A 26,099-nucleotide genomic window follows, 5' to 3' on the forward strand; every position below is an offset into this window, starting at 1 on the left:
GCAGGGCCGGATACAATTATCATCGGGCATGCAACCCGCTTGACGCATATAACAGGTTTGAGATGAGTTATTCCGCAAAGGTGCTCTGGGGGGAAGGCCTGTTTCTGAGGCCTCAGCATTTTCAGCGTCAGGACGCCTATCATGAGGCACGCCTGTTCGAATCGCTTCAGGCCATCCAGCCTTACAACTGGGGCGTGCGCTCGGTGAAGTTCGACCGCGACGCACTCGGCAGCAATGTGCTGCGCGTGAGCGAACTGTCGCTCGTGTTTCCAGACGGCGCGTTGTACTCCGCACCGCAGGCCGACGATCTGCCGCCGCCCATCGCGCTCGACACGCTGCCCGACGGCATCAACGAGTTCACGTTCTATCTGGCGCTGCATCCGCTGCGTGAAACCGGCGCGAACTACTCGCCCGATCGCAACACGGGATTTGTCTCGCGCTATGTCAGCGAGCAGTCGTCGGTCGCCGATCACTTCACGGACGCTGCCGAAGCCGATATCACGTTCCTGAAAACCAGCGTCAAGCTGATCGCTCATAGTGAGCCGCGCGATCAGCTGCTTTCGGTGCCGCTCGCGCGCGTTCGCCGCACCGCCACCTCCGGCTTCGAGTTCGACGACAGCTTCGTACCGCCCTCGCTCGCCATCGAGGCCTCGCCGATCCTGCATCAGCGCCTGCGCCAGCTGATCGACGCGCTGCAGGCCAAGGTGAATGCGCTGTATGGCTTCCATCGTGAGCCGACCAAGAACATCATCGAATTCCGCTCTGGCGATATTGCGTCGTTCTGGCTGCTGCATACGGCCAACGCGGCGTTTGCATCGCTCGCTCATCTTTACCAGCACGCTGCGTTGCATCCGGAACGGCTGTTCCAGGAACTGCTGCGCCTTGCCGGCCAGTTGATGACGTTCTCGAAGGGCTATGCGCTCGCCGATCTGCCCGCCTATCGCCACGACGACCCGGGCCCCGGCTTTGCACGCCTCGATACGATGCTGCGCGATCTGCTGGAGACGGTGATCTCCACGCGCTACTTCGCAATTGCCCTCGACGAAGTACGGCCGTCGTTCCACGTGGGCCGGCTCGACTCGGGCAAGATCGACGAAAAGACGATGTTCTATATTGCCGTCTCGGCGAACATGCCAACCGTCGAACTGGTGGAAGCGGTGCCGGCCCGTTTCAAGGTCGGCGCGCCGGACGACGTCGACAAGCTGGTGCTCTCGGCCATGCCCGGCGTGCGCCTCGTCTACACGCCGCAGGTGCCGCCCGCCATTCCGGTGCGGCCCGGCGCCTGCTACTTTTCGTTCGAACCGCGCGGCGCGCTCTATGACCGCATGCTGCAGGCCCAGTCGGCGATGATCTACACGCCGTCAGGAATCAACGACCTCAACCTCGAACTGATCGCCGTCACATCATGAGCTACGCGCCCTCCCTGTTTGGCGACAGCACGCCGTCTGTCACGCCCGCCCCCACCGTCGAGCCCACCTACCAGGTCCGCTCGCTGCTCGATCTGCTGTACGACGGCTTCTTCATGCTGTTCCTGTTGAAGAACGGTCGTGAACCTGGCGACGCCAACGAGTTCAGCCAGCGCATCCAGCACTTTCTGGCGGATTTCGAGCGCGGTGCGAAAAAGCTGAACGCGTCGGCGGACGATGTGTATGCGTCGAAGTTTGCGTTCTGCGCGGCGGTCGACGAATCGGTGCTGTCGTCGTCGTTCAAGATCCGCACGGAATGGGAGCGGCGGCCGTTGCAGCTCGTGCTGTTCGGCGAGCAACTGGCAGGCGAGAAGTTCTTCCATTACCTCGAAGAATGCCGTGCTCATGGCGCGGCGCGCCTGCAGTCGCTGGAGGTGTTTCATATGTGCCTGCTGCTCGGCTTTCAGGGCAAGTATCTGCTTGAAGGACCGGAGAAGCTCGCGTATCTGACCGCGCGGATCGGTGATGAGATCGCGCATCTGAAGGGCAAGCGTGCGCCGTTCGCGCCGCACTGGCCGCTGCCGGATCAGGTCGCGCACCGCCTCAAGCGCGAAGTGCCGCTGTGGAGCATCGGCGCGGTGTTTGCGCTGGTGGGACTGCTGGCCTATCTCGGGCTGAACAACTATCTGCGCGACTCGACACTGCATACGCTCGCGCCGTATTCGCAGATCATCAAGCTCGGGCCGCAGTCGGCCAATCTGACGATTTCGTTGCCGTAACGGTGGGTTGATCGGCACCGCCGCTTACGGCTCATCACCGTCGGCGGAAGCCACCGTTACCGTCACCGTCGTCAATGGCTGATCATCCACGGCCGGCCAGCTGGGTTCGTCTTGAGTCCGCTGCCTGTCGTGGACCCCGAGGCGGCCTTCGCCCCACATCCGCAGCCCGGCCCATGGCGATGCTTGTACTCACCTGAACGTTGCGGCGCATGTGCCGCGCGCTCGTTGACCGCGTGCGCCGTGCGCGTGGTCGCCTGCATCAGCGATAAAACCGGCAGACTGAGCGTGCGCTGCGCCTCGCCGCCGCAAGTGGGGCACGCGCAGGCCGTATCGCGCTCCGCAACCCGGCGAATCGCCGCAAAAGCGCCGCAATGGTCGCAACGGTAGTCGTAAGTCGGCATGATGATGTCCTCTCAGGTTCCGTGAATCAGTGCTGCCCCGCCAGGTGCCCACCACCTGGCGGGCACACTGCGGCCGCTACGCGTCAAACGAGATCCGGCGACAAGGGCAAGTCCACCCCACCCGCAGCAATATGCTGGATCGGACCCGCCGCCGTTGGCCGGATGTCGAAGTCGAAGATCTGGGTCGGCAACCATAACGTCGCGCAGGCGTTAGGCACATCAACCACCCCACTGATGTGCCCCTGTACAGGCGCCGTCCCCAGAATCGAATAGGCCTGCGCTCGCGAGTAGCCGAACTTCGTCAGGTATTCGATCGCGTTCAGGCACGCCTCGCGGTAGGCGATATGCACATCGAGATAATGCTGCTTGCCCTGCTCGTCTACCGAAATGCCTTCGAAGATCAGGTAGTCGTTGTAGTTCGGAGTAATCGGGCTCGGCTTGAAAATCGGGTTCTTGATGCCGTATTTGGCCATGCCGCCCTTGATCAGCCCGACCTTCATATGCACCCAGCCGGCCATTTCGATAGCGCCGCAGAAGGTGATTTCTCCGTCGCCCTGACTGAAGTGCAGGTCGCCCACCGAGAGGCCGGCGCCATCCACATACACCGGGAAGTACACCTTGGAGCCGCGCGACAGGTCCTTGATGTCGCAGTTGCCGCCATGCTCGCGTGGCGGCACCGTGCGGGCGCCTTCGGCCGCGGCCTTGGCATGCGCGTCGCCGGCAAGCCGCCCCATATGCGCGGTCGAGGCGAACGGCGGATTGGCAAGGCCGGGCACGCGCTCGGGATCAGTGGCGATCAAAGCCGCTTCGCGCTCGTTCCACGTCGCGAGCATCGCCGGATCAGGCAGGCAGCCGATCAGCCCCGGATGGATCAGACCGGCGAAGTTCACGCCCGGGATGTGCCTGGAACTGGTGTACAGGCCATGAAAATCCCAGATCGATTTCTGCGCGAGCGGAAAGTGATCGGTCAGGAAGCCACCGCCATTTTTCTTCGAAAAAAAGCCGTTGAAACCCCACTGGCTCTCCTGCTTCGCACCGATATCCAGCAGATCCACGACCAGCAGATCGCCTGGCTCAGCGCCCTTCACGCCCACCGGGCCGCTCAGAAAGTGCACGATCGACAGGTCGATGTCGCGCACGTCGTCGGCGCTGTCGTTGTTCTTGATGAAGCCGCCGGTCCAGTCGTAGGTCTCGAGGATAAAGTCATCACCCGGGTTGACCCAGCAGGCCATCGGAATGTCCGGATGCCAGCGGTTGTGGATGTTCTCGTTCTCGTAGGCCGACTGGTTCAGGTCGACCTTGATTAGCGTTTCAGCCATTGCAAATCCTCCTTTTTGGAAATGACGGACAGCCGGTTTACACCGACAGGTACTCGCGAATCTTCGCGGTGTCGGCGGCGCTGCGCGGACTCTCGTGCACCAGACGCCCGCCTTCGATGACGAACAACCGGTCGGCGACATCGAGCGCGAAACTCAACACCTGCTCCGACACCACGATCGTGATATCGCGCAGCTTGCGAATCTCGTTCAACGCTTTGGCGATGTCCTTGATGATCGACGGCTGGATCCCTTCGGTCGGCTCATCGAGCAGCAGCACCTTGGGTTGTGTAACCAGTGCACGGGCGATAGCCAACTGTTGCTGCTGGCCGCCGGACAGGTTGCCGCCTTTGCGCGCGCGCATGTCGTACAGCACTGGAAACAGCGCGTAGATCTCTTCGGGGATGCGCCTGTCACGGGCGTTTTCCAGGCCCGTCTGGATGTTTTCCTCCACCGTGAGCGTGGCGAAAATCTGCCGCCCTTGCGGCACGTACGCGATACCTTTGGCAACGCGCCGGAAACTTTCGTCATGCGACACATCTGCGCCATCCACGCGCACTGCACCGCCTTTGAGCGGCAAGATGCCGATCAGCGACTTGAACAGCGTGGTCTTGCCCATGCCGTTGCGTCCCATGATCGCCACGGTTTCGTTTTTAGCCGCCTGGAAACTGATTCCATGCAGCGCCTCGCTCTGGCCGTAACTGACAAATACGTCGTCGACATTCAACATGCTGGGCTCCTCATTCGCTGGTCTCGCAGCTGAATTCAATGCGGGTTCAATGCCTGATTCCGTGATCAACCTAGTGCCCGAGATATACATCGATCACCCGCGGATCGGCCTGCACCTGCTCCATCGCCCCTTCCGCGAGGATCTTCCCCTGGTGCATCACGGTGACCTTGTGCGCGATCTGCTCGACGAACGCCATGTCGTGTTCGATCACGATCATCGAGCGGTTCTGGCAGATCCGCTTCAACAGCTCAGCAGTCACCTCGCGCTCGCGCACGCTCATGCCGGCAATCGGTTCGTCGAGCATCAGCAGTTCCGGCTCCTGCATCAGCAACATGCCGATTTCGAGCCACTGTTTCTGCCCGTGCGACAGCAGGCCGGCCTCGAGATCGAGCTGGGCGGCAAGACCAATCTCGCCGGCCACGTCGCGCACGCGGTCGAGCACATCGCTGGTGCGGCGAAACGCGAGCGCGCCGAACACACCCCGCCCACGCGGAAACGACACTTCGAGGTTCTGGAACACAGTGAGGTTTTCGTAGATCGACGGCGTCTGGAACTTGCGGCCAATCCCTTTGCGTACGCGCCGAAATTCCGGCAGCCGCGTCATCTCCTCGTTGCGAAACTTGATGCTGCCTTCGCTGGCCCGTGTCTTGCCGCAGATCAGATCGAGCAGTGTCGTCTTGCCTGCGCCGTTCGGGCCGATCACCACGCGCAACTCGCCACGGTCGACATAGAGGTTCAGCGCATCGATCGCCTTGAAGCCGTCGAACGACACGCTTAAGCCCTCGACCGCCAGCACGAAATCGGTATTGCTCATGTCGTCCTCCGCAAGGCGCGGCGCAGCAGCCAGGGCTTCACATGGCTGTCGTAGAGACCGGCGAGGCCGTTCGGAAACGCCATCACGACGCCGATAAAGAGCCCGGCCATCAGGAACAGCCACAGGTTCGGAAAACTTTCGGAGAACCAGGTCTTGCCGAGATTGACGAGCACCGCGCCATAGACCGCGCCCACCAGCGACATGCGTCCGCCCACCGCCGCGTAGATCACCATCTCGATGGACGGCACGATTCCCACGAAGGACGGCGACATGAAACCGACCTGCAACGTGAACATCGCGCCGCCGATGGCCGCCAGCACCGCCGCGACACAGAACGCGAAGACCTTGAACATGGCGACGTCATAGCCCGAGAAACGCACCCGGTCTTCCTTGTCGCGCATGGCGAGCAACAGGGTACCGAGCTTGCTGCGCTGGATAAGCCGGCAGCAGAGGATCGCCACCAGCAGCAGGACCGCGTTCAGGAAGTACAGGATCAGCTTGGCGCCGTCGCCGCGAATGTCCCAGCCGTACAGCGTGCGCAGGTCGGTGATGCCGTTCACGCCGCCGGTGTAGCCTTGCTGGCCGATGATGAGCACCGAGAGAATCAGCGCCACCGCCTGCGTGATGATGGCGAAGTAGACGCCGCCCACGCGCCGCTTGAACATCGCAAAGCTGACCACGAACGCCAGCGCGCAGGGCACGACCACCACCGCGGCAAGCGCGAACTGCAGCGAATGAAACGGCCTCCACCAGACCGGCAGCGCCGTGATCTGGTTCCAGTCCATGAAGTCAGGAATGCCTGGCGTCGACTGGATCTTCGTGCTGATCGGGTCCGATGCTTCGAGCTTCAGGAACATCGCCATGCAGTAACCGCCGAGGCCGAAGAACACCCCCTGCCCCAGGCTCAGCACGCCGCCGTAGCCCCACGCCATCACGAGGCCGACGGCGACGAACGCGTAGGTCAGATACTTGCCCATCAGGTTGAGACGGAACGCATCGAGCGCGAGCGGAAACACCACGAGAATCAGCAGTGCCAGCACGATGATGCTGCCGTAGCCATCGGTCGTGAACCAGCGCAGCAGTGTAGGCCGCAGGCCGCTGCGAGTGGCCTCGCCAGCGCTCTCGGGCGGCGTGGCAGAGGCGGCGGAAGGGTTCAGCGGGTCCATACGCATTTCTCCGGGCTGAATCGATTGAAAGTACGTCTTAGCGGTGCACGCGAAACACGCTGCGGCGCAATGCGCGGCCGCCCACCCACGAGTGTCTTGCTTCGCTCGTCAGACACGGCGCACCTTTGAAGCGAAGAGACCCTGCGGGCGCAACATCAGCACGATGACAATGGTCAACAGCGTCACCACGCGGGCCGACGAGCCGGTCATGAAGAACTCGCTGATCGACTGCATCTGAGCAATGCCAAACGCTGAGGCAACCGTGCCGAGCAGACTGGCCGCGCCGCCGAACGTCACGACCAGGAACGAATCGACGATATAAAGCGAGCCACTGGTCGGCCCCGTCGAGCCGATCGCGGTGAACGCGGCGCCGGCCACACCCGCCATGCCGCAACCGATCGCGAAGGTCAGCCGGTCGGTCTTGCGCGTATCGATGCCGGCCGCGTTCGCCATCTGACGGTTTGCGACGGTGGCGCGTACCCGCAACCCCCAGCGCGAGCGATACAGCGCCAGCAGCACGCCGCCGGTCATCACCACCGCGAGACTCATCACGAACAAACCGTTGATCGGGATATCGAGACCTTGCTTCGGCGACCAGGAGCCCATCAGCCAGTCCGGCAGTGTCGGGCTCACCTCCTTCGGGCCGAACACCGAGCGGAACACCTGCTGCATCCCGAGGCTCAAACCCCAGGTCGCGAGCAGCGTGTCGAGCGGACGGCGGTACAGATGGCGGATCAACGCCCATTCCGCCACCCAGCCGGCCGCAAAGGCAAGCGCGAAGGCCGCGCAGATCGCCAGCGGAAAGTAGATTGGCGCGAACCCGTGCCAGTAGTTGTCGGCCAGCTGCGAGAACATGTAGATCGTGTACGCACCGATCGTCATGAACTCGCCGTGGGCCATGTTGATGACACCCATCTGGCCGAAAATCACCGCCAGCCCGAGCCCCATCAACAGCAGCACGCTGAACAGGCTCAAACCCGCAAAGCCCTGCATCAAGGTGATGTTAAGAATGTCCGAAGCCGACATGCGTCTCTCCTCGAAATGATCGGCGCGCGCCGACATGGCGCGCCTGCTGCCTGAGCGCCGCTTGTTGCTTACTGGTAACCCTTCGGGAACGGATTCGGCTCGATCAGCGTCGGCGACTCGGCCACCACCTTGAACTGGCCGTCGGCCTGCGCCTCGCCGATGCGCGTGCGGCTCCACAGGTGGTGATTCGCGTGGATCTTCACGTAGCCTTCCGGCGCGGTCTTCAGCTCGATACCCGGCGACGCGGCGACGACCTTGTCGACGTCGAAGCTGCCGGCCTTCTCCACCGCCGCTTTCCATAACCATGGCCCGAGATACGCGGCCTGCGTGACGTCCCCGATCACCGACTTCGGTCCATATTTCGCCTTGAACGCGGCGACGAATTTCTTGTTGTTGTCGTTGTCGAGCGATTCGAAATACTTCATGGCCGAGTAGAAGCCCGCCACATTCTCGCCGCCGATGCCGAGCACTTCATCCTCGGTCACCGAGATGGTCAGCAGGAACTGCTTGTCAGCCGTGATGCCGGCCGCCTTCAGTTGCTTGTAGAAGGCCACATTCGAACCGCCGACGATGATCGCGTAGATGCAATCGGGCCTGGCGATCTTGATCTTGTTGATAAGCGAGTTGAAATTGGTAGTGCCGAGGGGGTAATACTCTTCGCCCACCACCTTGCAATCGGTCAGATGCTGCTCGATATGCTTGCGCGCGATCTTGTTCGACGTGCGCGGCCAGATGTAGTCCGAACCGATCAGGAAGTAGCTCTTCGCCTTCTTCGTCTGGTTCGCCCAGTTCAGTCCCCACAGAATCTGCTGGGTCGCTTCCTGGCCGGTATAGAACACGTTGTGCGACTGTTCCAGGCCCTCGTAGAACGTCGGGTAATACAGCAGGCCGTTGTCGCGCTCGAAGATCGGCAACACCGCCTTGCGCGACGCCGAGGTCCAGCAGCCGAACACAGCCGCCACGTGATCGTTTTCGAGCAGCTTCTTCGACTTTTCGGCGAAGGTCGGCCAGTCGGAAGCGCCGTCCTCCTGAATGATCTTGATCTGGCGGCCGAGAATGCCGCCAGCCGCGTTGATCTGCTCGATCGCGAGCCGTTCGGCCTGGATCGAACCGGTTTCGGAGATCGCCATCGTGCCGGTCGCCGAGTGCAACTGGCCGACCGTCACTTCAGTATCGGTCACGGCGAGGTGCGTGGTATTAACCTTCGCGGTCGGAAACTGCTGGGCCCGCGCGATGCCGGACATGGCCAGCGCGGGCGCGGCAGCGAGACCCATCAGGAGTTTGCGCCGGAGCGCCGAAGGCTGGCCTTGCTCGTTCTGATCGTCGTGTGACATCGAATTCTCCTTGTCGTCATGGTCGGGCGACCCGCTCTGGAAAACCTGGTAACCGGGCTGGCGGGGTCGACGCAACGAAAGGTAGGTAGCCAATTTGCGGATCCAAATACGTCAGTTGACGTAGGGCGCGCCGAAAATGCGCTCTCTATAATCGCGGCGACTACGGGTCGCTGCCGGCGTAAGGGCCGGGAATGGAATGCTATTTGCGTGGACGCACGGCCAGCGCTCCGAACCGCTCCACGAAAGGCCCCGATGCACCAAACGGAACCACCGCCGCCTCGCTCCGCCAATCCGGCCACCCAAGCTGGGGCATCGCGCCCGCAGCCGAGCGGCACGCAGCGCATCGTGAAGATCCGCCGCGACTACAACGCGTGGGTCGGTGACGAGACGCTCGAGGACTACGCGCTGCGCTTCACGCCGCGCACATTCCGGCGCTGGTCCGAATTCCGCGTCGCCAACACGGCTTTAGGGGCGGTGTCGTTCCTCGTGCTCGAGGCGATCGGCGGCTCGCTGGTGGTCAACTACGGTTTCACCAATGCGGTCTACGCGATTCTCGCCGTCTCGGTGCTGGTGTTTTTGACCGGTATACCGATCGCCTACTACGCGGCGCGCTACGGCGTCGACATGGATCTGCTCACGCGCGGCGCCGGTTTCGGCTACATGGGTTCGACGCTGACGTCGCTGATCTACGCGATCTTCACGTTCGTATTTTTCGCGCTCGAAGCGGCGATCATGTCGCTCGCGCTCGAGTTGTATCTGAAGATCCCGCTTTCGGTCGCCTACGTCATCAGTGCGCTGGTGATCATTCCGGTGGTCACCTTCGGCATTACTTTCATTAACCGGCTACAGGGCTGGACCCAGCCGCTGTGGCTCGTGCTGCTGGTGGTACCGTACGCCGTGGTGCTGTGGCGCGAGCCGCACGTGCTCGCCGAGTGGGTCACCTTCGGCGGTCTCTCGGGCGACGGCCACGAGTTCAACCTGGTCGCATTCGGCGCCGGCTGCACGGTGGTGTTTTCGTTGATCGTTCAGATCGGCGAACAGGTCGATTACCTGCGTTTCCTGCCCCCGCGCACCCACGCCAACCGCGTACGCTGGTGGGTCGCCCTGATCTCGGCCGGCCCGGGTTGGATCGTGCCGGGCGCGCTGAAAATGCTCGGCGGGGCGTTCCTTGCCTTTCTCGCCATTCAGCACGAGATCGATCCGGTCAAGGCGGTCGAACCGACCCAGATGTATCTGGTCGCGTATCACTACGTGTTCCGCTCGCCCGAAGGAGCGCTCGCCGCAATGACGCTGTTTGTGATCGTGTCGCAGCTGAAAATCAATGTCACCAACGCGTACGCCGGTTCGCTCGCGTGGTCGAATTTCTTCGCGCGGCTTACGCACAGCCACCCGGGGCGCGTGGTCTGGCTCATCTTCAATGTGCTGATCGCGCTGCTGCTCGTCGAAATGGGCGTGTTCGAAGCCATCAGCAAAGTGCTCGCGCTGTATGCCAACGTGGCGATTGCCTGGATCGGCGCGGTGGTCGGCGACCTCGTGATCAACAAGCCGCTCGGTTACAGCCCACCCTATGTCGAGTTCAAGCGGGCGCATCTTTACGACGTGAATCCCGTCGGCGTCGGCGCCATGCTGATTGCCACGGCCGTCGCCGCGCTCTCTCATGCGGGCGTGTTCGGCGCGAGCGCGGAAGCGCTGTCGTCGTTTATCGCGCTGCTGGTTGCCTTCATTTGTGCTCCGTTGCTTGCCATCGCCACACGCGGGCGCTTCTATCTGGCGCGCGATGGCCACGACCTCGAACAGGGCGCGGTCCTGCGCTGCGTGATCTGCGAAAACACCTTCGAGCGCGAAGACATGGCGCACTGCCCGGCTTATGCGGGTTCGATCTGCTCGCTGTGCTGCTCGCTCGACTCGCGCTGCAACGACTCCTGCAAGCCACACGCGCGACTCCCCGCGCAGTTCGGCAAGTCGATGAGCACGCTGTTTCCACGTCTGAAGCTGGGACCCGCGGGCCTGCGGCTCGCGCAGTATGCCGGACTCCTGATCGTCGTGCTGGCGTTGCTTGGTGGCGTGCTCGCCGCACAGTGGTACCAGAGCATAAGGACGCTCCCCGATCTCGACACCGCGATCCACGACGTGCTGCTGCAAGGGTATCTAAAGGCGTTTTTCGCGCTCGCGCTGGTCGGCTGCATCGCAGCCTGGTGGCTGGTGCTCGCCAATGAAAACCGCAAGGTCACCCAGGAGGAATCGCAGCGGCAAGCTGAACTTCTGATGCAGGAAATCGAAGCCCACCAGAAGACCGACGCGGCGCTGCAGGCAGCAAGCGCTGCAGCCGAGTCGGCGAACCGCGCAAAAAGCCGCTATGTGACGGGCCTGAGCCACGAGCTGCGCACGCCGCTCAACAGCATCCTCGGCTACGCGCAACTGCTGCTGCAAGGCACCGATGAATTGCCGCCGGCTCGACGCAACGCAGTGGCGACCATCTATCGCAGCGGCGAGCACTTGCTGGCGTTGGTAGACGGCTTGCTGGACGTGGCCCGCATCGAGGCAGGCAAACTGCAGTTGCACGTGACCGAGATTTCGCTGCCGGAATTCGTCACGCAGCTCTCGGCGATGCTCGAACCGCAGGCGACCGACAAGGGACTGCAATTCGACTTCCAGACTAGTGGCCGCATCCCCGACGTGGTGCGTATCGACGAAAAACGGGCCCGGCAGATTCTCATCAATCTGATTGGCAATGCGATCCGCTTTACTTCAAGCGGCTCGGTCAAGGTGCGCGCCGGGTATGCGTGGGAGACCATCACGTTCGAGATTACCGACACCGGCCCGGGCATGCCGGCCACGGAACTGGAGCGGCTGTTCCTGCCGTTCGAGCGCGGCGCGGCGGCGCGCGAACACGACCATGGCGCCGGACTCGGTCTGACGATCTGCCGTTTGCTGACCGAACTGATGGGCGGCAATCTGCAGGTAGAGAGCGAAGTCGGCAAGGGCACGCGCTTTATCGTCAAGCTGTTCGCCCCCGAAGTGCGCGCGCCCCAGGTGTTGGCCAGCGACCCCCGGCACCTGAAGGGCTATTGCGGACCACGCCTCACAGTGCTGGTAGTCGACGATCTCGCCGAGCAGCGGCGCATCGTCACGCAGACGCTCTCTCCCCTCGGTTTTACGGTGGTCGAAGCCGCCAGCGGACCGGAGGCATTGCAATGGCTGGGCACCGGCTCGGCCGATCTCATCGTGATGGACGTCTCGATGCCGGCCATGGACGGCTTCGAGGCAAGCCGGCTGATTCGCGACAACCAGTTGTCGAGCGCGCCCATCCTGATCCTGTCGGCCAACGCCTTCGCCGACGACCGCGAAAAAGGTGCAGCGGCCGGTTGCGACGACTACCTGGCCAAGCCGTTGCATCTGCCACTGCTGCTCGACAAAATGGCCGCGCTGCTGCAACTGCAATGGATTGCCGAAACCGTCGAGCCGGCCACTCCGGCTGCGGCTGCGCTACTCGACGTATCGACGAGCCTGCCGGCCAGCTTGCGAGAGAAGTTGCACGCGCAACTGGAGATGGGCTACGTGCAAGGCTTCATCGAACAACTGGACGCTGCCGAGCACGGCGCGCCAGAGCTCGCCACCCTGCTGGAACCGCTGCGTGTCCTCGCGCGCCGCTTCCGGCTGACTGAACTCGCGCAGTTGCTCGCGCCCACCCAGCAGGTCAATCCCGATGCATGACGAATCCCTGCTTCTGCCACCCGAAACGCAACCCGAGCTGCCCGATGGCAAACCGGTGGTGCTGATCGTCGACGACACGCCGGATAACCTTGCCCTGCTGTCGGACACGCTGCAGGCGGCAGGCTACGCCGTGCTGGTGGCGCTCGACGGACAATCCGCGCTGCAACGCCTCGCACGCATCACGCCTGACGCCGTGCTGCTCGACGCGCTGATGCCAGGCATGGATGGCTTCGAGACCTGTCTGCACATCAAGGCCGATCCGCGCAACCGCCACCTGCCGGTCATCTTTATGACCGCGCTGACGGACAGCGAGCATGTCGTGCAGGGCTTCCGGGTGGGAGGAATCGACTATGTGACGAAGCCGGTGAAGCCGAGCGAGGTCAGCGCGCGAATCGCCGCCCACGTCCAGCGTTCGCGCCTGCAACGGCAGGCCGACATGGTGCTCGAGATCGGCATGCGTGCCGCGCTGATCGCCGCTGCGAGAGGCGAGATCAAATGGCAAAGCGACCTTGCCCGGCAACGGCTTGCTCAGTATGCGTCGAGCGGTGCGGATATCTCGGAAGTGACAGACGGCGCGGACGCTATGACAGCCCGTTCAGCAGAGGTGCCGGATCCGCTGGCCGAGTCCGGCCCGCGTCTGCCGTCCGTGCTGGCTCAATGGCTGACGCGCTGGATCGAGGCCGGTTGCGATCTGCAAGCGGCGTTCGAAACGGCCGCGGGCGGCGTGCGCCGCGTCGTAAGGGTATTGGGCCGGGCCACGCGCGGCGACTGGGTCATCCTGCTCGAGGAATTCGACGATGCAGCACACACCACCGCGCTCGCGGCCCAATTCAGCCTGACGACTCGTGAAGCGGAAGTGCTGCTATGGCTGTCGCGCGGCAAGACCAACCGCGATATCGGCGACATCCTGGGGATGGCACCGCGCACTGTCAACAAGCACCTGGAACATGTATTCGGCAAGCTGCATGTGGAGACGCGTGCAGCGGCTGCGGCGATCGCCGCGAAGGCGAGCACGCGGTATTAAGCGCAATCAATCGTAATGGGACAGCGACCTGCGCCGTCCCTATGCACGATTAAACCGCTTACTGCGACTCTTCCGCCCACACGGCATTGTCGCGCGCCATCAAGGCCGTAGCCGCCGCTGGGCCAAACGTGCCGGCGGAATAACCGCGCGGCCGCTCGCCCGAACTCTTCCAGCCGTCCAGAATCGGCTCCGCCCATGCCCATGCCGCTTCCAGTTCGTCGCGACGCATGAAGTGGGTGAGGCGTCCGCGAATCACGTCGATCAGCAGTCGCTCATAAGCTTCCGCACGGCGCTCGGTGAAAGCCTCCTGAAGATCGAGATTCAGATTCACCGGCAACATATGCATGCCGCTGCCCGGCTCCTTCGCCAGCATCTGCAACTGGATCGATTCTTCCGGCTGCAACTGGATCACGAGACGATTGCCGTAGTGATGCGGACCGCTCGGAATGATCGAGAACGGCAGTTCGGAGAACTCGATGACGATCTCCGACACCTTCTTCTGCATGCGCTTGCCGGTACGCAGATAAAACGGCACGTTGGCCCAGCGCCAGTTGTTGATCTGGGCGCGCAACGCAACGAAGGTTTCCGCACGGCTCGTCGCCGGCACGTTGTCTTCTTCGAGGTAGCCCTTGACCGCCTCGCCGTCCACGGCACCTGCGGTGTACTGTCCGCGCACGGTGTCGCGTGCGATATCGTCGGGCGTCATGGGGCGCAGCGAGCGCAGCACCTTGAGCTTTTCGTCGCGCACGGCATCCGGATCGAGCGATACGGGCGGCTCCATCGCGACGATACACAGCAGTTGCAGCAAGTGGTTCTGCACCATGTCGCGCAAGGCGCCGGTCTTGTCGTAGAAGCCCGCACGGCTGCCCACACCGACGGTTTCCGCCACCGTGATCTGCACGCTCTTGATATACGGCGCCTGCCAGAGCGGGCCGAAAATCGCATTGCCGAAGCGCAGCACCATCAGGTTCTGCACGGTTTCCTTACCGAGGTAATGGTCGATCCGGTAGATCTGCGCTTCGTTGAAATGCTGGCCGACCGCGGTGTTGATTTCCTGCGCCGACGCGAGATCGTGACCGAGCGGTTTTTCCAGCACCACGCGCGAGTACTCGTCGACGAGACCCGCGGCCGAGAGGTTGTCGCAAATGTTCGTGAACAGATCCGGCGAAGTCGCGAGATAGAACACCCGCCGCACGCCGGGGCGCGATGCATCTTTCAGCCGCTGATAGTCCTCGACCGAATCGACGTCCATGCGCACATACTCGAACAACGCCAGGAATTTGTCCCACGCGGCCGCATCGAAAGCTTTCTTCTCGATGAAGGGCTTGGCCTTCAATTCCATGAATTCGTTGATGTATTCCTCGCGCGACCACGGCTTTCGGCCAATCGTGAGAATGCGCGTTTCCGGCGGCAGATTGCAGTGCAGATGCGCCATGTAAAGCGCGGGGAGCAGCTTGCGAAACGACAGGTCACCCGTACCGCCGAAGATGATCATGTCGAGCGGCAAGTCAGGGGTGGCAGAAGCGTGTTGGGTAATCATAGCGCGATGTCACCGTCATGAAGGGCGTCGAACGAAGGGCAAAATGCCGGTGACCCGGCATTTTCTGGCAAACGCCTATGGTGCAACGTTTTTGGATTGTTTGCACGCGACGCGGCGATGACAGTGTAGAAAAGATGCAACTTCGCTTTTGACTTCGCCGTGACTTTTCTCGCAGATTCAGTTGCGCTGCAACGCTGCGCGCGCCACCCGGCAGGCGCCCAGGTCCCATGCCGCACAGCCGACGCTCTTGAATAGCACGGGCGTGCTGCCCGTCGGCCGCGGCGTGCTGCCGTCCATCAGCGCGGCGATACCCGTCACCTTTGCCCAGTCCACTCCTGCCTGAATGAAGTCGCCCGCTTCGTGGCGAGCGCCGGCCAGGTCGTCGACGAACAGCGCGCTGCCGTGCACGGTGCGTGAACCGATCTCGAGCATCGTGGGGGTGAACGCGCCCACGCCGATCACCAGGCGTTCGGCGCGCGGCGCTTCGTCGTAGACCGCTTGCCGGCTGGTCGTGAGGGCAATCACGACATCAACGGACGCGGGTACGTCGGGACCTGCCAGTGGCTGCAGATTGCGCGCCTTGCCGCGCTGCGCGTCGCAAAACGCCTGCGCCTTCGCCGGTGCACGGCCCTTCACCCATATGCGCGCATCGGGAAACAGTTCGCCGATCGCCTCCACGTGGTTGGCGGACTGCGTGCCGGTGCCGATCAGCAGAAATTCTTGCGGTGCCGGGCGGCCGGAGGCACTTGATGCCCCACCTTTGAAGGTCTGCACGCCGAGCATCGACATCGCCGCGGTGCGCCGGCCCGTTACGGTCGGCCCGTCGAGGATAAAGAGTGTCTCGCCAGTATCCGCGTCGAAGGCCATCACCTTGCCGTGAATCGTCGGCAAGCCGCGCGGGCCATTGGCAGGACACACGTTGACAAGCTTGTGGATGCCGAGGTCCGGCGCCGTGGCCGGCATCGACAGCATTATCCCGCCCTCGTTGAGCGGCACGACGAGCCGCTCCGGGCTCGCGATGCGTTGTTGCGCGTAATCGACGGACGCCGTTTTCAGCGCCTCCACGAGTTCGGCGTAGGGCGTGAGCCGCGCAGTGGCGGCAGCGTCGAAAATCGGTGTAGCCGGGTGCGTCATGTCAGCGGTTTCTCCATCGGCGTGCGCGGTTTAGCGCACGAGAAAGCCATACGTCAGCGGATCGCGTTCGTCGACGATCCAGTTCGCGAAGCCGCAGATATGCGCGTCGCCCTCGATTTCCGGAATCACGGCATCGAAGCGCTCGAGCTTCGTTTCGGACAGCACCCGGCCGCGAAAAATCGTGCCGATCAACGATTCATTGACGAGCGTTTCGTCGCGCCCCAGTTCGCCGCGCAGGTACAGTTGCGCGACGCGTCCCGCAGTGCCCGAGCCGGTCGGCGAGCGGTCCACCTCGCGGTCGGCGAAGACGCAGCAATTGGCCTGCGTCGAGCCTGTGTGACGCGGCGCGTTGTCGATAATCGTGCCGTAAATATGGTTGATTTCGGGGATGTGCGGATGGACGACCTCGAACGCCTCGTTGGCCGCGCGCTTTACTTCGGCGCCGAACTGGATCAGGCGGTCCACGTCCGCTTCGCGCACGTTCAGATCAAACGGTTTGCCGGACGTGTAGAAATAGAACGCGCCGCCGAAGACGATATCGCCCGTCACGGCGCCAAAGCCCGGCGTATTCACCGTCACATCGCGCTGCCAGATAAACGAAGGCACATTGACGAAGCGCACGCTGCCGGCGTGGTCGCCGTCCCATTTGACGAAGGCCTCGATGAAGCCGCACGGCGCGTCGATACCCACGCGCGTTTCGGGTTCAGTACGCTCGACCCAGCCGAGCGCTACCGCCGCCGTTGCCAACGCGATCACGCCGTGGCCGCAATGGTCGCTATAGCCCTCGTTGTGCACGAAGATGATGCCAAAGTCGGCGCCCTCGCTGACTGGTTCGGTCAGATAGCCGCCGTACATGTCGGCATGGCCGCGCGGCTCGAGCATCAGCGCGCGGCGCAGGTGATCGTGATGTTCCTTGAGCCAGGTGCGCCGCTCGACAATCGTCTTGCCGGGAAATCTGGGTAGTCCGCTGGTGACGATCCGAAACGGTTCGCCGCCCGTATGCACTTCGACCGTGCTGATAACGCGATTCAGTTTCATGACGCCTGGCAACCCTCTCGCGCGTGCGACCCAAAGGCCGAAAATGCCTCGCTGTGAACCATCCCATTGTCTCCGTCAGTCTTATACTGGATCAAAATGTAGACCAGCTTTGGTTTTACATCAACCAATTTCAAAATCATTGCGCTAAACTGGTTGGAATCGGGATCACGGGGGAACGTAGCATTTGAACTTCCCCGCTCCCTCCGATCCACGACGAACCCGCGAACAGACAGGCGCTCATGGTCAACTCCGCCCTCGCTATGGATAGCACGTTCCGCCCAAAGCAGATCTACGAACAGGTCTCCGAGCGCATCCGCGCGGAGATCCGCAGCGGGCAGTTCGCCGTCGAGTCGCGCCTGCCGTCGGAGCGGGAACTGGCAGCGCGTTTTGGCGTGGGACGCCCGGCCGTGCGCGAGGCGATCGGCGCGTTGCAAAACGAGGCGCTCGTGATCACGCGCCGCAACTCGGGCACCTATGTCTGCGCCGATGCGTTGCAGCGTCTCGCGGCGGCGCCGGCAGACGCCGCGTCGCTGGCCGATCCGGATGCCAGCCCAACCTCGACGCTCGATGTGCGTCTGATCCTCGAACCGGCGATTGCCCGGCGCGCCGCGGCGCGCGCGCAGCGTGACGAGTTGGCCGAGCACTATCTTGCGCAGATGGATTCGATTGCCGACATCACCGATCCGGCGCAGCGCGTGTTGTGGAATAACAGCGACCGCCTGTTTCACCGGCAACTGGCGATGATGACCGGCGATGCGCTGCTGGTGAAAATCGCCGAGGAAGTGGCGAAAACGATGGATCAGCCGCTCTGGAAGCGGCTCAAGGACGACGGCATCTACGACGCCGGCCGGATACGCCTGTACGTATCCGAACACCGGATGATCTACGAGGCGATTGTCGGCGGCGATGCGGACGCTGCGGCGTTCTACGTCGAGCAGCACATCATGCGCGTGCGCCGCGATATCGCCCCAAAGTGAGCTTCACAGCGCGCTCGCTCGACCGTTCGAACGACTATTGCGCCGAGGAAGCGCCGCCGGAATTCCCCGAGTTGCCGGAGGAATGATCTCCTTCCTTGAACATTGCCCGGCAGGGAGGACTCAGTTCGCTGACGTGCTGCTTCATGCAGGCGGTGATCTTCTGCTTGTTAGGAATTTCCGCACTGCAAAAATGCATCGCATCGCCACGGCAGGCCTTTTCCTGTTCATCCTGCGAAGCTGCGTGCGCTCCGCTGACGGCTACCAGCGCGGTCAGGCTGGCTGCAAGCAAGGCTCTGTATCGATTCATATCCGCTCCGGTTATCAAGTCAGCCCAAGCCCGATACAGGCTCGCCCAGGACGGTACGAACGGAAAGGAAAGAATTTTGCTGCACCGCACACTATTCTTTTTGACGCACCTACAATGGGAAACACTTAGGTATTAACCCTTATCTCATCCCTTGACAGGTGCCGCGATGTCCAGCCGATCCATTTCGTCCCGCGCCGTTCCTGCTATCACTCGCGGGCCGGCGCCGTCGCTGCGGGCGACCCTAAGCCGCCTCGCTCGCCTCATGTGGCGTTCTTCCGAGCGGCACAGCCTGTATCAGGTGATGCTGGCGGCCGGCCACGAAGAAGGTCTGCAGGAGCATCTCGTCCAGCGTCCCCACTCCACCCCGCAGCGCTGATCAGCTGCGCGGCAGCCTGCCACCCGCCTGTTTCTTCAGCAGAAAACGGACCCGGAAACTGAGTAACGACGCGGCGACCGTGACCGGACCACGGGCCCGTTAGCTGGCTACCTGGTGGTTGGCGGGACGCGTAAGCGTCAAACCGCGCCCCGCGTAAAAGCGCGCAACCGTTCCGAACGGCATATACACATCGCTCTGATACGGCGCGATACCGGATGGATTGTGAAACCAGACGCCGTCGGGGTCGCGTCCATGCAGCAGGATCAGATGACCGCCGCGCTGCGCATTCGGCTCATGCGGGCGACGGATCTCCGGGCTCACCGAAATGATCGCCATCGTCCCGGTATCGATGCGCGCCGCGATCTCCTCGAGCGTAGCTTCGGGCAACACCTCGACTTGCAAACCGAAGGCCTGCTCGGCCCAACTGGCGAACGGCCGGTAAATCAGGCCATCGACACCACCGTCTTCGCGCATCCGGTACACCTCGTGGCGCAATGCCTCGTCAAGCAGTGCAGCACGTGGCGCATGCCCGATATCCCAGAAGTCCAGGGCGGACTCGAGACACGTCAGGCCGCACAGACGTTGCGCCCAGAAACGGTAATGCTCGCGCTCGGTGAAGCCGCTGCGTTGCCATGCAGGGTCGTCGCAGGGATCGGCGTCTTCTTCGACGATCGGCCGCACCCATTCGGGGCTGCCCCATTGCGAGTAGTACGGCACGCCGGTATGGCGCAGGGTTTTGTTGTCTTTCATGAATGGCGTTGAGATAGCGTCGGGATGGATAGGACGGTAGTCACGGAATGAAGCAATGGACCTCATTATTGCGGATTATTGAACGCAGAATATCGTCCGACGAAGCCGCGCAAATTCGTGCGGCGACCTATACATCGATTCATACGCCCATTCACACGGCGATCATCGACGCACGCCACAATCGGATCACATTTCATTACATGTGGCACGGGGTTTCCTCGCTAAAATACGCAAGACGCATCGGACAGACGCCGTCCGGAATGGGCCGGCCTGTCCTTGACTGAGAATCCCGGAGACAAACTCAGGCAGTTTCGTGGCTGCTGCACAAAAGCAGCAACGCCGCGTTTTTTTGCTGTACATTTGCTCTCCCATGCGTGGCCGGTCGGCTCGCAAAGAAGGTGATGCAACCCATCGCCGTCAAGCCTCACGCGTCCTTCACCCGATACTATTTATAAAGACGGACTTCCACGCAGCATGGCCAACGAAGCAACCTCACCTGACTCCATCGCAGTCGCGGAACGCGTGCGCGAGTTGATGAGCCGTCACGGCATCGGAAAGCGGCAACAGACCACGGAACTGTGCCGCATTCTCGACCTGAGTTTTTCACAAGGGCATCGCAAGTTACGCGGCAATAGCCCCTGGACCCTATCGCAGATCAAGAAAGTCGCCGAGGTATTCGGCGAGCCGGCTGCGCAACTGTTCGGCGCGCAAACGCTCGACCCGGGCATGGTCGGCGCGGTCGCCCAGGAGGCGGTGTTCTCCATCGGCGGCATCGAACTCGCCTGCACGGCCTGGGTGGGCGCCGCGATCGAACCCGGCAGCCGGCCCGAGTTCATTGCGTATTCGAAACTGGGACAATGGCGCGTCACGCGTCATGACGGCGCGCTGTATCAAAGCGCCTATGAAGTCCACAAGATCGAGATCTATCCGCGCCGCGCGGAAGCCGACAAACCGCTGATCGCCGTGGTCGACGACGACCAGTCCTCTGCCGACAACTTGCGCGACTATCTCGATCGCAGCGGCTTCGCCGCTGTCGCGATCTACGGATTGGCCGCGTTCGTCGAGCAGTTGCAGACGCAGGTGTTCGACGGTGTCGTGATCGACTGGCTATTCGGCAATCAGACTTCCGCCGCAGCGATTCGCGCTGTGCGCGCTTCAGAGAACCCGGACGCGCCCGTGTTCGTGCTGACCGGCGAACTGCTGACCGGCAAGGCCAGCGAGTCCGAGATCAGCGAGATCATTCGCAATTACAACGTGGCGTGCTATGAGAAGCCGGCGCGGATGGCGATTCTGGTGGCCGATCTTTCGAAGCGTTTGAACCGGGCCTGAGAGCGGCGGCAAGCGTGGGCGAATGAATGGATGAATGAATGGCCGGGCACGCGGTGGCGCAAGCCACCATGTACGCTCGGCCCTCAGACTACCCTCAGACCACACTACGCGCCGCCAGCGCGCGTTGCAGCGCCGAGCGCAACTGTTCGTAGTGCACCGGCTTCACCAGATACTCGAAAAACGGCGCCGTGTCGGTTGGCGGCGCTTCGGGTGCATACGCGCTGATCGCGATCACCGGTGCGCCTGCCGACGGTCCACCGCGCGCCGTGAATTCGGCGAAGAACGCGTAGCCGTCCTGATCCGGCATATGCAGATCGAGCAACATCACATCGCAGCGGCGCACGTCGAGCCAGGCGAGCGCATCTTTGGCATTCGCGACGGCCGTCGCGTCGTAGCCCATATGCGCGATCATTTCCAGCAGCGACTCGCGAATCAGGCCGTTGTCGTCGACGATCAGCACTTGCGAGCGCTCGCCTTCCTGGGCGCTGGCCGCCTTCGCGTCGGGCTGCGCGGCAGGCTCGACCGGGCCCACCGGAATCGTGACCGTGAAGGTCGTGCCCTTGCCTACTTCGCTCTCCACAGCGACGCTGCCGCCGAACAGCTTCAGCAGCCCCTGCACGATGGCGAGGCCCATACCCGCCCCTTCGAAGCGGCGCGTGCGTGAACCGTCGAGCTGGGTAAATTCCTTGAACATCAGAGGCAGTTGCTTGGGCGGCACACCTGGCCCCGTGTCGCTTACTTCGATAGTGAGCACAGCCAGCCGCTGGACCAGGCGCACCCGCACCGAGCCCTTCTCGGTATAGCGAATCGCGTTGGTCACCAGGTTGCTGACAATCTGGCGGATCCGGTGCGGGTCGGAATCGACCGGCCCGGTCAGACCGCTCGCCTCGCTCGCGAGCGTCAGCCCGCGTGCGAGCGCAGACGGCGAATGTTCGTCGACGATCGAAGCCAGCAGCTCGCGCGGCTCGAACTGCTCGTAACGCAATTCGAGCTTGCCGGCGCCGAGGCGCGCGTAGTCCGTGAGGTCGCGCATCTGCGCCTCAAGGTGGCGCGCCGCGCTTTCCAGCCGCTGGATCACCTTGCGGTCCGCTTCGGACTGGAAGTTAAAGCCAAGCAGTTCGATCGACGACACGATCGCGTGCAGCGGCGTGCGCAGTTCGTGGCTGATCATGCCGAGAAAAGCGTCTTTCGCGAGACTCGCCTCACGGGCCGCGCGGGTTGCCTGATGCTCGGCTTCGAGCGCCGCGCGTTGCTGGCGGATCAGGCGGCTGCGGCGCCGGCCGTTCACCACGAGCAGCAGGGTGGCCGCGGCCGATAGCAGCACCAGCATGATCCCGGCCGCGAACAACATGCGCCGCTTGTCGATGAAGTCGCGGGTCAGCGCTTCGCGGTCGGCTACGTCGGCGAAGCGGCGCGTCAAGGCCAGATCGTTGACCTCCTGCCAATGCGCTCGCAGCGTGGCAACTATCCGGTCAGCTCGGCGGGAATCCTGCGGCAGCGCTGCGATGTCGGGCTCGAGCTGGTCGAGCGTGTGCTCGAGCGTCTGGATTTCGCCCTCCTGGCGCTGCAGCAAAGCGACCTGATCGATCAGCATGCGCGTCGAGCCGGCCATTACGTGCAGCTTCGACTGCAGCACTTCGTAGCGCAGTTGCAGTCGCGGGTAATCGGCATCGGTGCCGTTGCGGTAGAGCAGCAGCTGGTTTTCGAGGCGCGCGTAGGCAATTTGCAGCTGTGCGGCGTCCCAATAGAAACCATCGTATGTGCCGGCCAGCAATTCCGTGGAACGCGGGTTGAGCAGATTGGCGTACATCAGGTAGCCGATCGCCCCCACCGGCGCCGCGAGCGCAGTGACCCAGACTGCCACCAGCAGCCAGCGGCGCGGCCGATGCGGTGTCACTTGACGATCAAGCCCTTGATTTGCCATACGAATTTTGAGTCCGCGTCGGCACCCGACAGTTCGGTTGGAAAGGCGTCGCGCGGATAGATGAGAAACAGCGGTCCGAAGTCGCTGACCTTCAGACGCTTACCGTTCATGCTATACGCCACGATCACGCCGTAACGAGCGCAGTCCGAAACCGGTATGGTTTCGATGTAGTCGTCGAGCGTATGGACTTCGATCTGGCTGCCGTGAGTGCCGACCAGCTTCAGGATATCCGCGAGCAACGGTCCTGTGAAGGTCGCGCGGGGCGTCCACGAGGTCGACGTGGTGATCGAATGCGCGGGCAGCGCGAGAAGCTGTTCTTCGGTCAGGTGGTACACCTGCTGCGCCGGGTGTGCCGGGTCGTTCGCTGCAGTGGCGGCGCCCGTCACGTCGAGCGAGAGCGCGGCGGCCTGGGCGAAGCCCGCGGCTAACGCCATGGCGAGGCACGCGATCCAGCGCGCGCCATTTTTCTGGTAGTGCATTTCAACGGCCTTTTTCGTCTGTTTTCTTGTTCTGTCGTGACCTGCTCTGCTTGCTGTTCCTCAATCCTTGCCGTCCGCCATCCGCAGATGACGCGACGCGCGCTGCGAGGCCACCACGATCAGCTTCATCGTCGCGCGCGTGGCGCCGACGAACAGCTTGCGGGCACTGCGCTCATCGAAGGTGTCGAAATCGACCTCGGTCAGGATCACGCACGGCGCCGATTGTCCCTTGAAGCGGTAGATCGACTCCAGCAGCACGTCGCCTTCGCGGTACTCCGGGTTACCGAACAGATCGTACTTGCCGGTAAAGCTGCGCAGCCGATGCGGTCCGAGCTGGTCCAGCGAGGTCAACACCGAACCTTCGCGTCCGCGGAACGACAGCACGGCGATGTCCTGCTTGCGAAAGCCTAGCGAGAGCGCCTGGGTGATCGCGCGCTTGGTGGCGTCGATGCAGCCCTCGGCCGCGTGCGCTTCGTCGTAAGTGGAGAGCGACAGATCCGAGCCGTCGAACGGACTGCCCGAGGCGAGCCCCGCCGCGAGCGGCACTTCAGCGCCCACGACGTCGCGCAGGTAGTCGAGAATGTCGCGCGGGCTGCGGTAGTTGGTGGTTTCCTTCAGCGTGGTCCAGCCGGGCAGCTCGACCGGCTCGCGCATGTAGAGGTTTTGCAACGGGTCTTCGAGCCACCACCATGCCGCGCCCGGACGCAGCAGCCGTTCGAGTGCTGCGACCCATGGCTGCTGGAAGTCCTGGCCTTCGTCGACGATCAAGACGTCGAACTGCCAGCGTGCGTCGATCGGCGTGTCGACAAAAAGCCTTTCGAGCTGGTCGAAGATATCGGCGGACTGGAAGTCGGGCGCGCGTCCGGCGTCGCGCGCAATCCAGTCGCACAACTGGTGATAGTTCGCCACCTTCGCCTCGGGTGGCGCCACGCGGGCAATGTGGTCGGCGAGCGGCCGGTTGAAGCACACGTACAACGGCTGTTGTCCACGCGCCACCGCGTCCTTCATTACCTGCACCGCCAGTTGCGTCTTGCCGGAGCCCGCCGTACCGGCGACGCGCAGCCGGAACGGCGTGAATTCGAGCCGTCGCGCCCAGGTGGCCAGACCACCGGCCAGACGTGTGACGAGCGTACCCGCCTGACCGACCAGCGCACTGGCATCGGGCGAGAGCGCCAGTTCGTCCGCGAGAAAGTGATGGATCTTGGTGGCGCAGGCAAGGCGCGGTTCGTCGGCCGGCAACGCCTCGCGGATGATTGCAGCGAGGCGCTCCTTGCGCGTAGCGTCGACGATGCGCGCCGGGTTCACTCCGGCAATCGCCGTGTCTTTGACGATGTGGTCCGGACAGTACAGCAGTTCCTCGATGAAATAGGTGCCCGCGCCGAAGGCCGCCGTAAAACGCCGATGCATGCTTTCGATAGTCCGTGCCAGCGCAATCGCCACATTCCGCTCGGTCTGCAGGTAGACCTTGACGAGCCCTTTGGGCGTCTCGCGCAGGAAGCCGGTTTTCTGCTCGACGATCATCAGCCGTCCGGACGGCCCGACAATCACAAAGTCGGCTTCGCCGAACACCGAAAAACCCTGGTTGAGCCGCGTCCAGTGCACGCCGTGGTAGACGGTGTAAGCGTCGGGCAACGCCTCTTCCAGCAATGCCAGCGTCTCGCGTTCGCGCGCGGCGGCGCCGGTAGCAGCGAGGTTCTTCCAGTCGTCGGGGACAATGCGGGCCATGCGGTGCCTCGTCATGTTCGGATGCAGCATTGTACGCAACGCGCATGCGTTTCCGGCATCGGCCATTCGGCTAATGGAGGGGCAATTACAGGCTGCATCGTGTATCGTTACCCGTTGAACGCCGCACACAGGTGCGGCTTGCCAACCATGAAAAGAGGATCTGCCGGATGATTACGATCTGGGGACGCGCCAACTCGGTCAACGTCCAGAAATTGTTGTGGTGTTGCGACGAACTCGTGCTGCCGTACGAGCGCATCGACGCGGGCCTGCACTTCGGGCGTAACACCGAGCCGGAGTATCTGGCAATGAATCCCACTGGCCGCGTTCCGACGCTGGTCGATGGGGATTTCGTGCTGTGGGAATCGAACTCGATCCTGCGCTATCTGGTGATGGAGTACGCGCCGGCAAGCCCGCTCTATCCGTCGGAGCCCAAACAGCGTGCGAGTATCGACCGCTGGCTGGACTGGTCGCTTTCCACCCTGCAACCGGCCGAACGCCCGGTGTTCTGGTCCATCGTGCGTACGCCCGCCGCCGAGCGCGACGAGGCCAAACTCGCCGCCGACATTGCCGCCGTCACGCAACTCTGGAAGCTGGTCGACACGCATCTGCAGGGCCGTTTCTTCCTCGAAGGCGAAAAATGCACGTTGGCCGATATCGTGATCGGCTCGTATGCAAAGCGCTGGTTTGGACTGGACGGTGTCGAGCGTCCGCCGTTGCCGAATCTGGAACGCTGGTATTCGCGTCTCGCCACCCGCACTGGCTTCAAGAAGTACGTCGATTTTCCGCTGACCTGAACGGCATCCTCTTTCT

At 62.8% G+C, this 26,099-nt stretch carries 22 protein-coding genes; 7 read left to right on the forward strand and 15 right to left on the reverse strand.

The window, feature by feature from the left end:
- Positions 1-62 precede the first annotated feature (62 nt).
- The gene (tssK, locus tag P3T24_RS05900) at positions 63-1,409 is read left to right on the forward strand and encodes a type VI secretion system baseplate subunit TssK (protein ID WP_074268303.1); all 1,347 of its coding nucleotides are present in this window, start codon (positions 63-65) and stop codon (positions 1,407-1,409) included.
- Positions 1,406-2,185: a type IVB secretion system protein IcmH/DotU gene (gene icmH, locus P3T24_RS05905; RefSeq protein WP_074268302.1), complete on the forward strand. Its 780-nt coding sequence runs from the start codon at positions 1,406-1,408 to the stop codon at positions 2,183-2,185. The genes tssK and icmH overlap by 4 nt, the downstream gene beginning before the upstream one ends.
- Before the next feature lie 71 nt (positions 2,186-2,256).
- Here the strand turns inward: icmH and P3T24_RS05910 are convergent, their stop codons facing one another.
- The 7 genes from P3T24_RS05910 to urtA all read right to left on the reverse strand — a co-directional run bounded on the left by P3T24_RS05910 (position 2,257) and on the right by urtA (position 8,972).
- Entirely contained in the window at positions 2,257-2,586 is a 330-nt protein-coding gene (locus tag P3T24_RS05910) for a zinc ribbon domain-containing protein (protein ID WP_429288741.1), read from the reverse strand.
- A gap of 83 nt (positions 2,587-2,669) precedes the next feature.
- Positions 2,670-3,905, reverse strand: coding sequence for a formamidase (fmdA, locus tag P3T24_RS05915; protein ID WP_429433096.1), 1,236 nt, complete (start codon positions 3,903-3,905; stop codon positions 2,670-2,672).
- A gap of 37 nt (positions 3,906-3,942) precedes the next feature.
- Positions 3,943-4,632 (reverse strand): urea ABC transporter ATP-binding subunit UrtE, encoded by a 690-nt coding sequence (urtE, locus tag P3T24_RS05920; protein ID WP_074268299.1) that lies wholly within the window; start codon positions 4,630-4,632, stop codon positions 3,943-3,945.
- Between the two features lie 70 nt (positions 4,633-4,702).
- Entirely contained in the window at positions 4,703-5,446 is a 744-nt protein-coding gene (urtD, locus tag P3T24_RS05925) for an urea ABC transporter ATP-binding protein UrtD (RefSeq protein ID WP_429433098.1), read from the reverse strand.
- Positions 5,443-6,612 carry an urea ABC transporter permease subunit UrtC gene (gene urtC, locus P3T24_RS05930; RefSeq protein WP_429409453.1) on the reverse strand — a complete coding sequence of 390 codons (1,170 nt, stop codon included), beginning with the start codon at positions 6,610-6,612 and terminating at the stop codon, positions 5,443-5,445. The genes urtD and urtC overlap by 4 nt, the downstream gene beginning before the upstream one ends.
- Positions 6,613-6,720: 108 nt before the next feature.
- The gene (gene urtB / locus P3T24_RS05935; RefSeq protein ID WP_123387549.1) at positions 6,721-7,638 is read right to left on the reverse strand and encodes an urea ABC transporter permease subunit UrtB; all 918 of its coding nucleotides are present in this window, start codon (positions 7,636-7,638) and stop codon (positions 6,721-6,723) included.
- A 68-nt stretch (positions 7,639-7,706) separates the two neighbouring features.
- Positions 7,707-8,972, reverse strand: coding sequence for an urea ABC transporter substrate-binding protein (gene urtA, locus P3T24_RS05940; protein ID WP_074268296.1), 1,266 nt, complete (start codon positions 8,970-8,972; stop codon positions 7,707-7,709).
- Positions 8,973-9,224: 252 nt separating this feature from the next.
- Between urtA and P3T24_RS05945 the strand changes: the two genes are divergently transcribed.
- Positions 9,225-12,686, forward strand: coding sequence for a hybrid sensor histidine kinase/response regulator (locus P3T24_RS05945; protein ID WP_429433100.1), 3,462 nt, complete (start codon positions 9,225-9,227; stop codon positions 12,684-12,686).
- On the forward strand, positions 12,679-13,710 hold the full coding sequence (locus P3T24_RS05950; protein ID WP_429433102.1) for a response regulator: 1,032 nt from the start codon (positions 12,679-12,681) through the stop codon (positions 13,708-13,710). The genes P3T24_RS05945 and P3T24_RS05950 overlap by 8 nt, the downstream gene beginning before the upstream one ends.
- A gap of 58 nt (positions 13,711-13,768) precedes the next feature.
- Here P3T24_RS05950 and zwf read toward each other — a convergent pair whose 3' ends face one another.
- From zwf to lhpH, 3 genes are all read right to left on the reverse strand, one after another.
- Positions 13,769-15,250 (reverse strand): glucose-6-phosphate dehydrogenase, encoded by a 1,482-nt coding sequence (gene zwf / locus P3T24_RS05955; protein WP_074268294.1) that lies wholly within the window; start codon positions 15,248-15,250, stop codon positions 13,769-13,771.
- 177 nt (positions 15,251-15,427) lie between these two features.
- Positions 15,428-16,384 (reverse strand): bifunctional Delta(1)-pyrroline-2-carboxylate/Delta(1)-piperideine-2-carboxylate reductase, encoded by a 957-nt coding sequence (lhpI, locus tag P3T24_RS05960; RefSeq protein ID WP_429433104.1) that lies wholly within the window; start codon positions 16,382-16,384, stop codon positions 15,428-15,430.
- Between the two features lie 30 nt (positions 16,385-16,414).
- The gene (gene lhpH / locus P3T24_RS05965) at positions 16,415-17,422 is read right to left on the reverse strand and encodes a trans-3-hydroxy-L-proline dehydratase (RefSeq protein ID WP_429433106.1); all 1,008 of its coding nucleotides are present in this window, start codon (positions 17,420-17,422) and stop codon (positions 16,415-16,417) included.
- Between the two features lie 239 nt (positions 17,423-17,661).
- Between lhpH and P3T24_RS05970 the strand changes: the two genes are divergently transcribed.
- Positions 17,662-18,399 carry a FadR/GntR family transcriptional regulator gene (locus tag P3T24_RS05970; protein WP_429433108.1) on the forward strand — a complete coding sequence of 246 codons (738 nt, stop codon included), beginning with the start codon at positions 17,662-17,664 and terminating at the stop codon, positions 18,397-18,399.
- 34 nt (positions 18,400-18,433) lie between these two features.
- Here the strand turns inward: P3T24_RS05970 and P3T24_RS05975 are convergent, their stop codons facing one another.
- Both P3T24_RS05975 and P3T24_RS05980 read right to left on the reverse strand, forming a co-directional pair.
- Entirely contained in the window at positions 18,434-18,706 is a 273-nt protein-coding gene (locus P3T24_RS05975; RefSeq protein ID WP_074268289.1) for a hypothetical protein, read from the reverse strand.
- A 475-nt stretch (positions 18,707-19,181) separates the two neighbouring features.
- On the reverse strand, positions 19,182-19,832 hold the full coding sequence (locus P3T24_RS05980; protein ID WP_074268288.1) for a C39 family peptidase: 651 nt from the start codon (positions 19,830-19,832) through the stop codon (positions 19,182-19,184).
- Between the two features lie 474 nt (positions 19,833-20,306).
- On the opposite strand from P3T24_RS05980, the gene P3T24_RS05985 reads away from it, so the two are divergent.
- Positions 20,307-21,161 carry a helix-turn-helix domain-containing protein gene (locus tag P3T24_RS05985; protein ID WP_074268287.1) on the forward strand — a complete coding sequence of 285 codons (855 nt, stop codon included), beginning with the start codon at positions 20,307-20,309 and terminating at the stop codon, positions 21,159-21,161.
- A 94-nt stretch (positions 21,162-21,255) separates the two neighbouring features.
- Here P3T24_RS05985 and P3T24_RS05990 read toward each other — a convergent pair whose 3' ends face one another.
- Genes P3T24_RS05990 through P3T24_RS06000 form a run of 3 tightly spaced genes read right to left on the reverse strand, consistent with a single transcriptional unit; the run spans position 21,256 to position 25,289 of the window.
- Positions 21,256-23,085 (reverse strand): ATP-binding response regulator, encoded by a 1,830-nt coding sequence (locus tag P3T24_RS05990; RefSeq protein ID WP_074268286.1) that lies wholly within the window; start codon positions 23,083-23,085, stop codon positions 21,256-21,258.
- Positions 23,055-23,564: a molybdopterin-dependent oxidoreductase gene (locus P3T24_RS05995; protein WP_074268285.1), complete on the reverse strand. Its 510-nt coding sequence runs from the start codon at positions 23,562-23,564 to the stop codon at positions 23,055-23,057. Before P3T24_RS05995 ends, P3T24_RS05990 begins: the two co-directional genes overlap by 31 nt.
- Positions 23,565-23,624: 60 nt before the next feature.
- The gene (locus P3T24_RS06000) at positions 23,625-25,289 is read right to left on the reverse strand and encodes an ATP-binding domain-containing protein (RefSeq protein ID WP_429433111.1); all 1,665 of its coding nucleotides are present in this window, start codon (positions 25,287-25,289) and stop codon (positions 23,625-23,627) included.
- A 167-nt stretch (positions 25,290-25,456) separates the two neighbouring features.
- Between P3T24_RS06000 and P3T24_RS06005 the strand changes: the two genes are divergently transcribed.
- Positions 25,457-26,083 (forward strand): glutathione S-transferase family protein, encoded by a 627-nt coding sequence (locus P3T24_RS06005; protein WP_429409440.1) that lies wholly within the window; start codon positions 25,457-25,459, stop codon positions 26,081-26,083.
- Positions 26,084-26,099: the final 16 nt, after the last annotated feature.

The organism is Paraburkholderia sp. GAS33, from assembly GCF_050436645.1.
Taxonomy (GTDB): Bacteria; Pseudomonadota; Gammaproteobacteria; order Burkholderiales; family Burkholderiaceae; genus Paraburkholderia; species Paraburkholderia phenazinium_B.

Coding starts and splice junctions, on each gene's coding strand:
- P3T24_RS06000 (WP_429433111.1), bottom strand. CDS start 25,289: ATGGCCCGCATTGTCCCCGACGACTGGAAGAACCTCGCTGCTACCGGC.
- fmdA (WP_429433096.1), bottom strand. CDS start 3,905: ATGGCTGAAACGCTAATCAAGGTCGACCTGAACCAGTCGGCCTACGAG.
- P3T24_RS06005 (WP_429409440.1), top strand. CDS start 25,457: ATGATTACGATCTGGGGACGCGCCAACTCGGTCAACGTCCAGAAATTG.
- icmH (WP_074268302.1), top strand. CDS start 1,406: ATGAGCTACGCGCCCTCCCTGTTTGGCGACAGCACGCCGTCTGTCACG.
- P3T24_RS05910 (WP_429288741.1), bottom strand. CDS start 2,586: ATGCCGACTTACGACTACCGTTGCGACCATTGCGGCGCTTTTGCGGCG.
- P3T24_RS05975 (WP_074268289.1), bottom strand. CDS start 18,706: ATGAATCGATACAGAGCCTTGCTTGCAGCCAGCCTGACCGCGCTGGTA.
- zwf (WP_074268294.1), bottom strand. CDS start 15,250: ATGATTACCCAACACGCTTCTGCCACCCCTGACTTGCCGCTCGACATG.
- P3T24_RS05945 (WP_429433100.1), top strand. CDS start 9,225: ATGCACCAAACGGAACCACCGCCGCCTCGCTCCGCCAATCCGGCCACC.
- urtC (WP_429409453.1), bottom strand. CDS start 6,612: ATGGACCCGCTGAACCCTTCCGCCGCCTCTGCCACGCCGCCCGAGAGC.
- P3T24_RS05990 (WP_074268286.1), bottom strand. CDS start 23,085: ATGGCAAATCAAGGGCTTGATCGTCAAGTGACACCGCATCGGCCGCGC.
- lhpI (WP_429433104.1), bottom strand. CDS start 16,384: ATGACGCACCCGGCTACACCGATTTTCGACGCTGCCGCCACTGCGCGG.
- urtE (WP_074268299.1), bottom strand. CDS start 4,632: ATGTTGAATGTCGACGACGTATTTGTCAGTTACGGCCAGAGCGAGGCG.
- P3T24_RS05950 (WP_429433102.1), top strand. CDS start 12,679: ATGCATGACGAATCCCTGCTTCTGCCACCCGAAACGCAACCCGAGCTG.
- P3T24_RS05970 (WP_429433108.1), top strand. CDS start 17,662: ATGGTCAACTCCGCCCTCGCTATGGATAGCACGTTCCGCCCAAAGCAG.
- P3T24_RS05985 (WP_074268287.1), top strand. CDS start 20,307: ATGGCCAACGAAGCAACCTCACCTGACTCCATCGCAGTCGCGGAACGC.
- tssK (WP_074268303.1), top strand. CDS start 63: ATGAGTTATTCCGCAAAGGTGCTCTGGGGGGAAGGCCTGTTTCTGAGG.
- urtA (WP_074268296.1), bottom strand. CDS start 8,972: ATGTCACACGACGATCAGAACGAGCAAGGCCAGCCTTCGGCGCTCCGG.
- urtB (WP_123387549.1), bottom strand. CDS start 7,638: ATGTCGGCTTCGGACATTCTTAACATCACCTTGATGCAGGGCTTTGCG.
- P3T24_RS05995 (WP_074268285.1), bottom strand. CDS start 23,564: ATGCACTACCAGAAAAATGGCGCGCGCTGGATCGCGTGCCTCGCCATG.
- urtD (WP_429433098.1), bottom strand. CDS start 5,446: ATGAGCAATACCGATTTCGTGCTGGCGGTCGAGGGCTTAAGCGTGTCG.
- lhpH (WP_429433106.1), bottom strand. CDS start 17,422: ATGAAACTGAATCGCGTTATCAGCACGGTCGAAGTGCATACGGGCGGC.
- P3T24_RS05980 (WP_074268288.1), bottom strand. CDS start 19,832: ATGAAAGACAACAAAACCCTGCGCCATACCGGCGTGCCGTACTACTCG.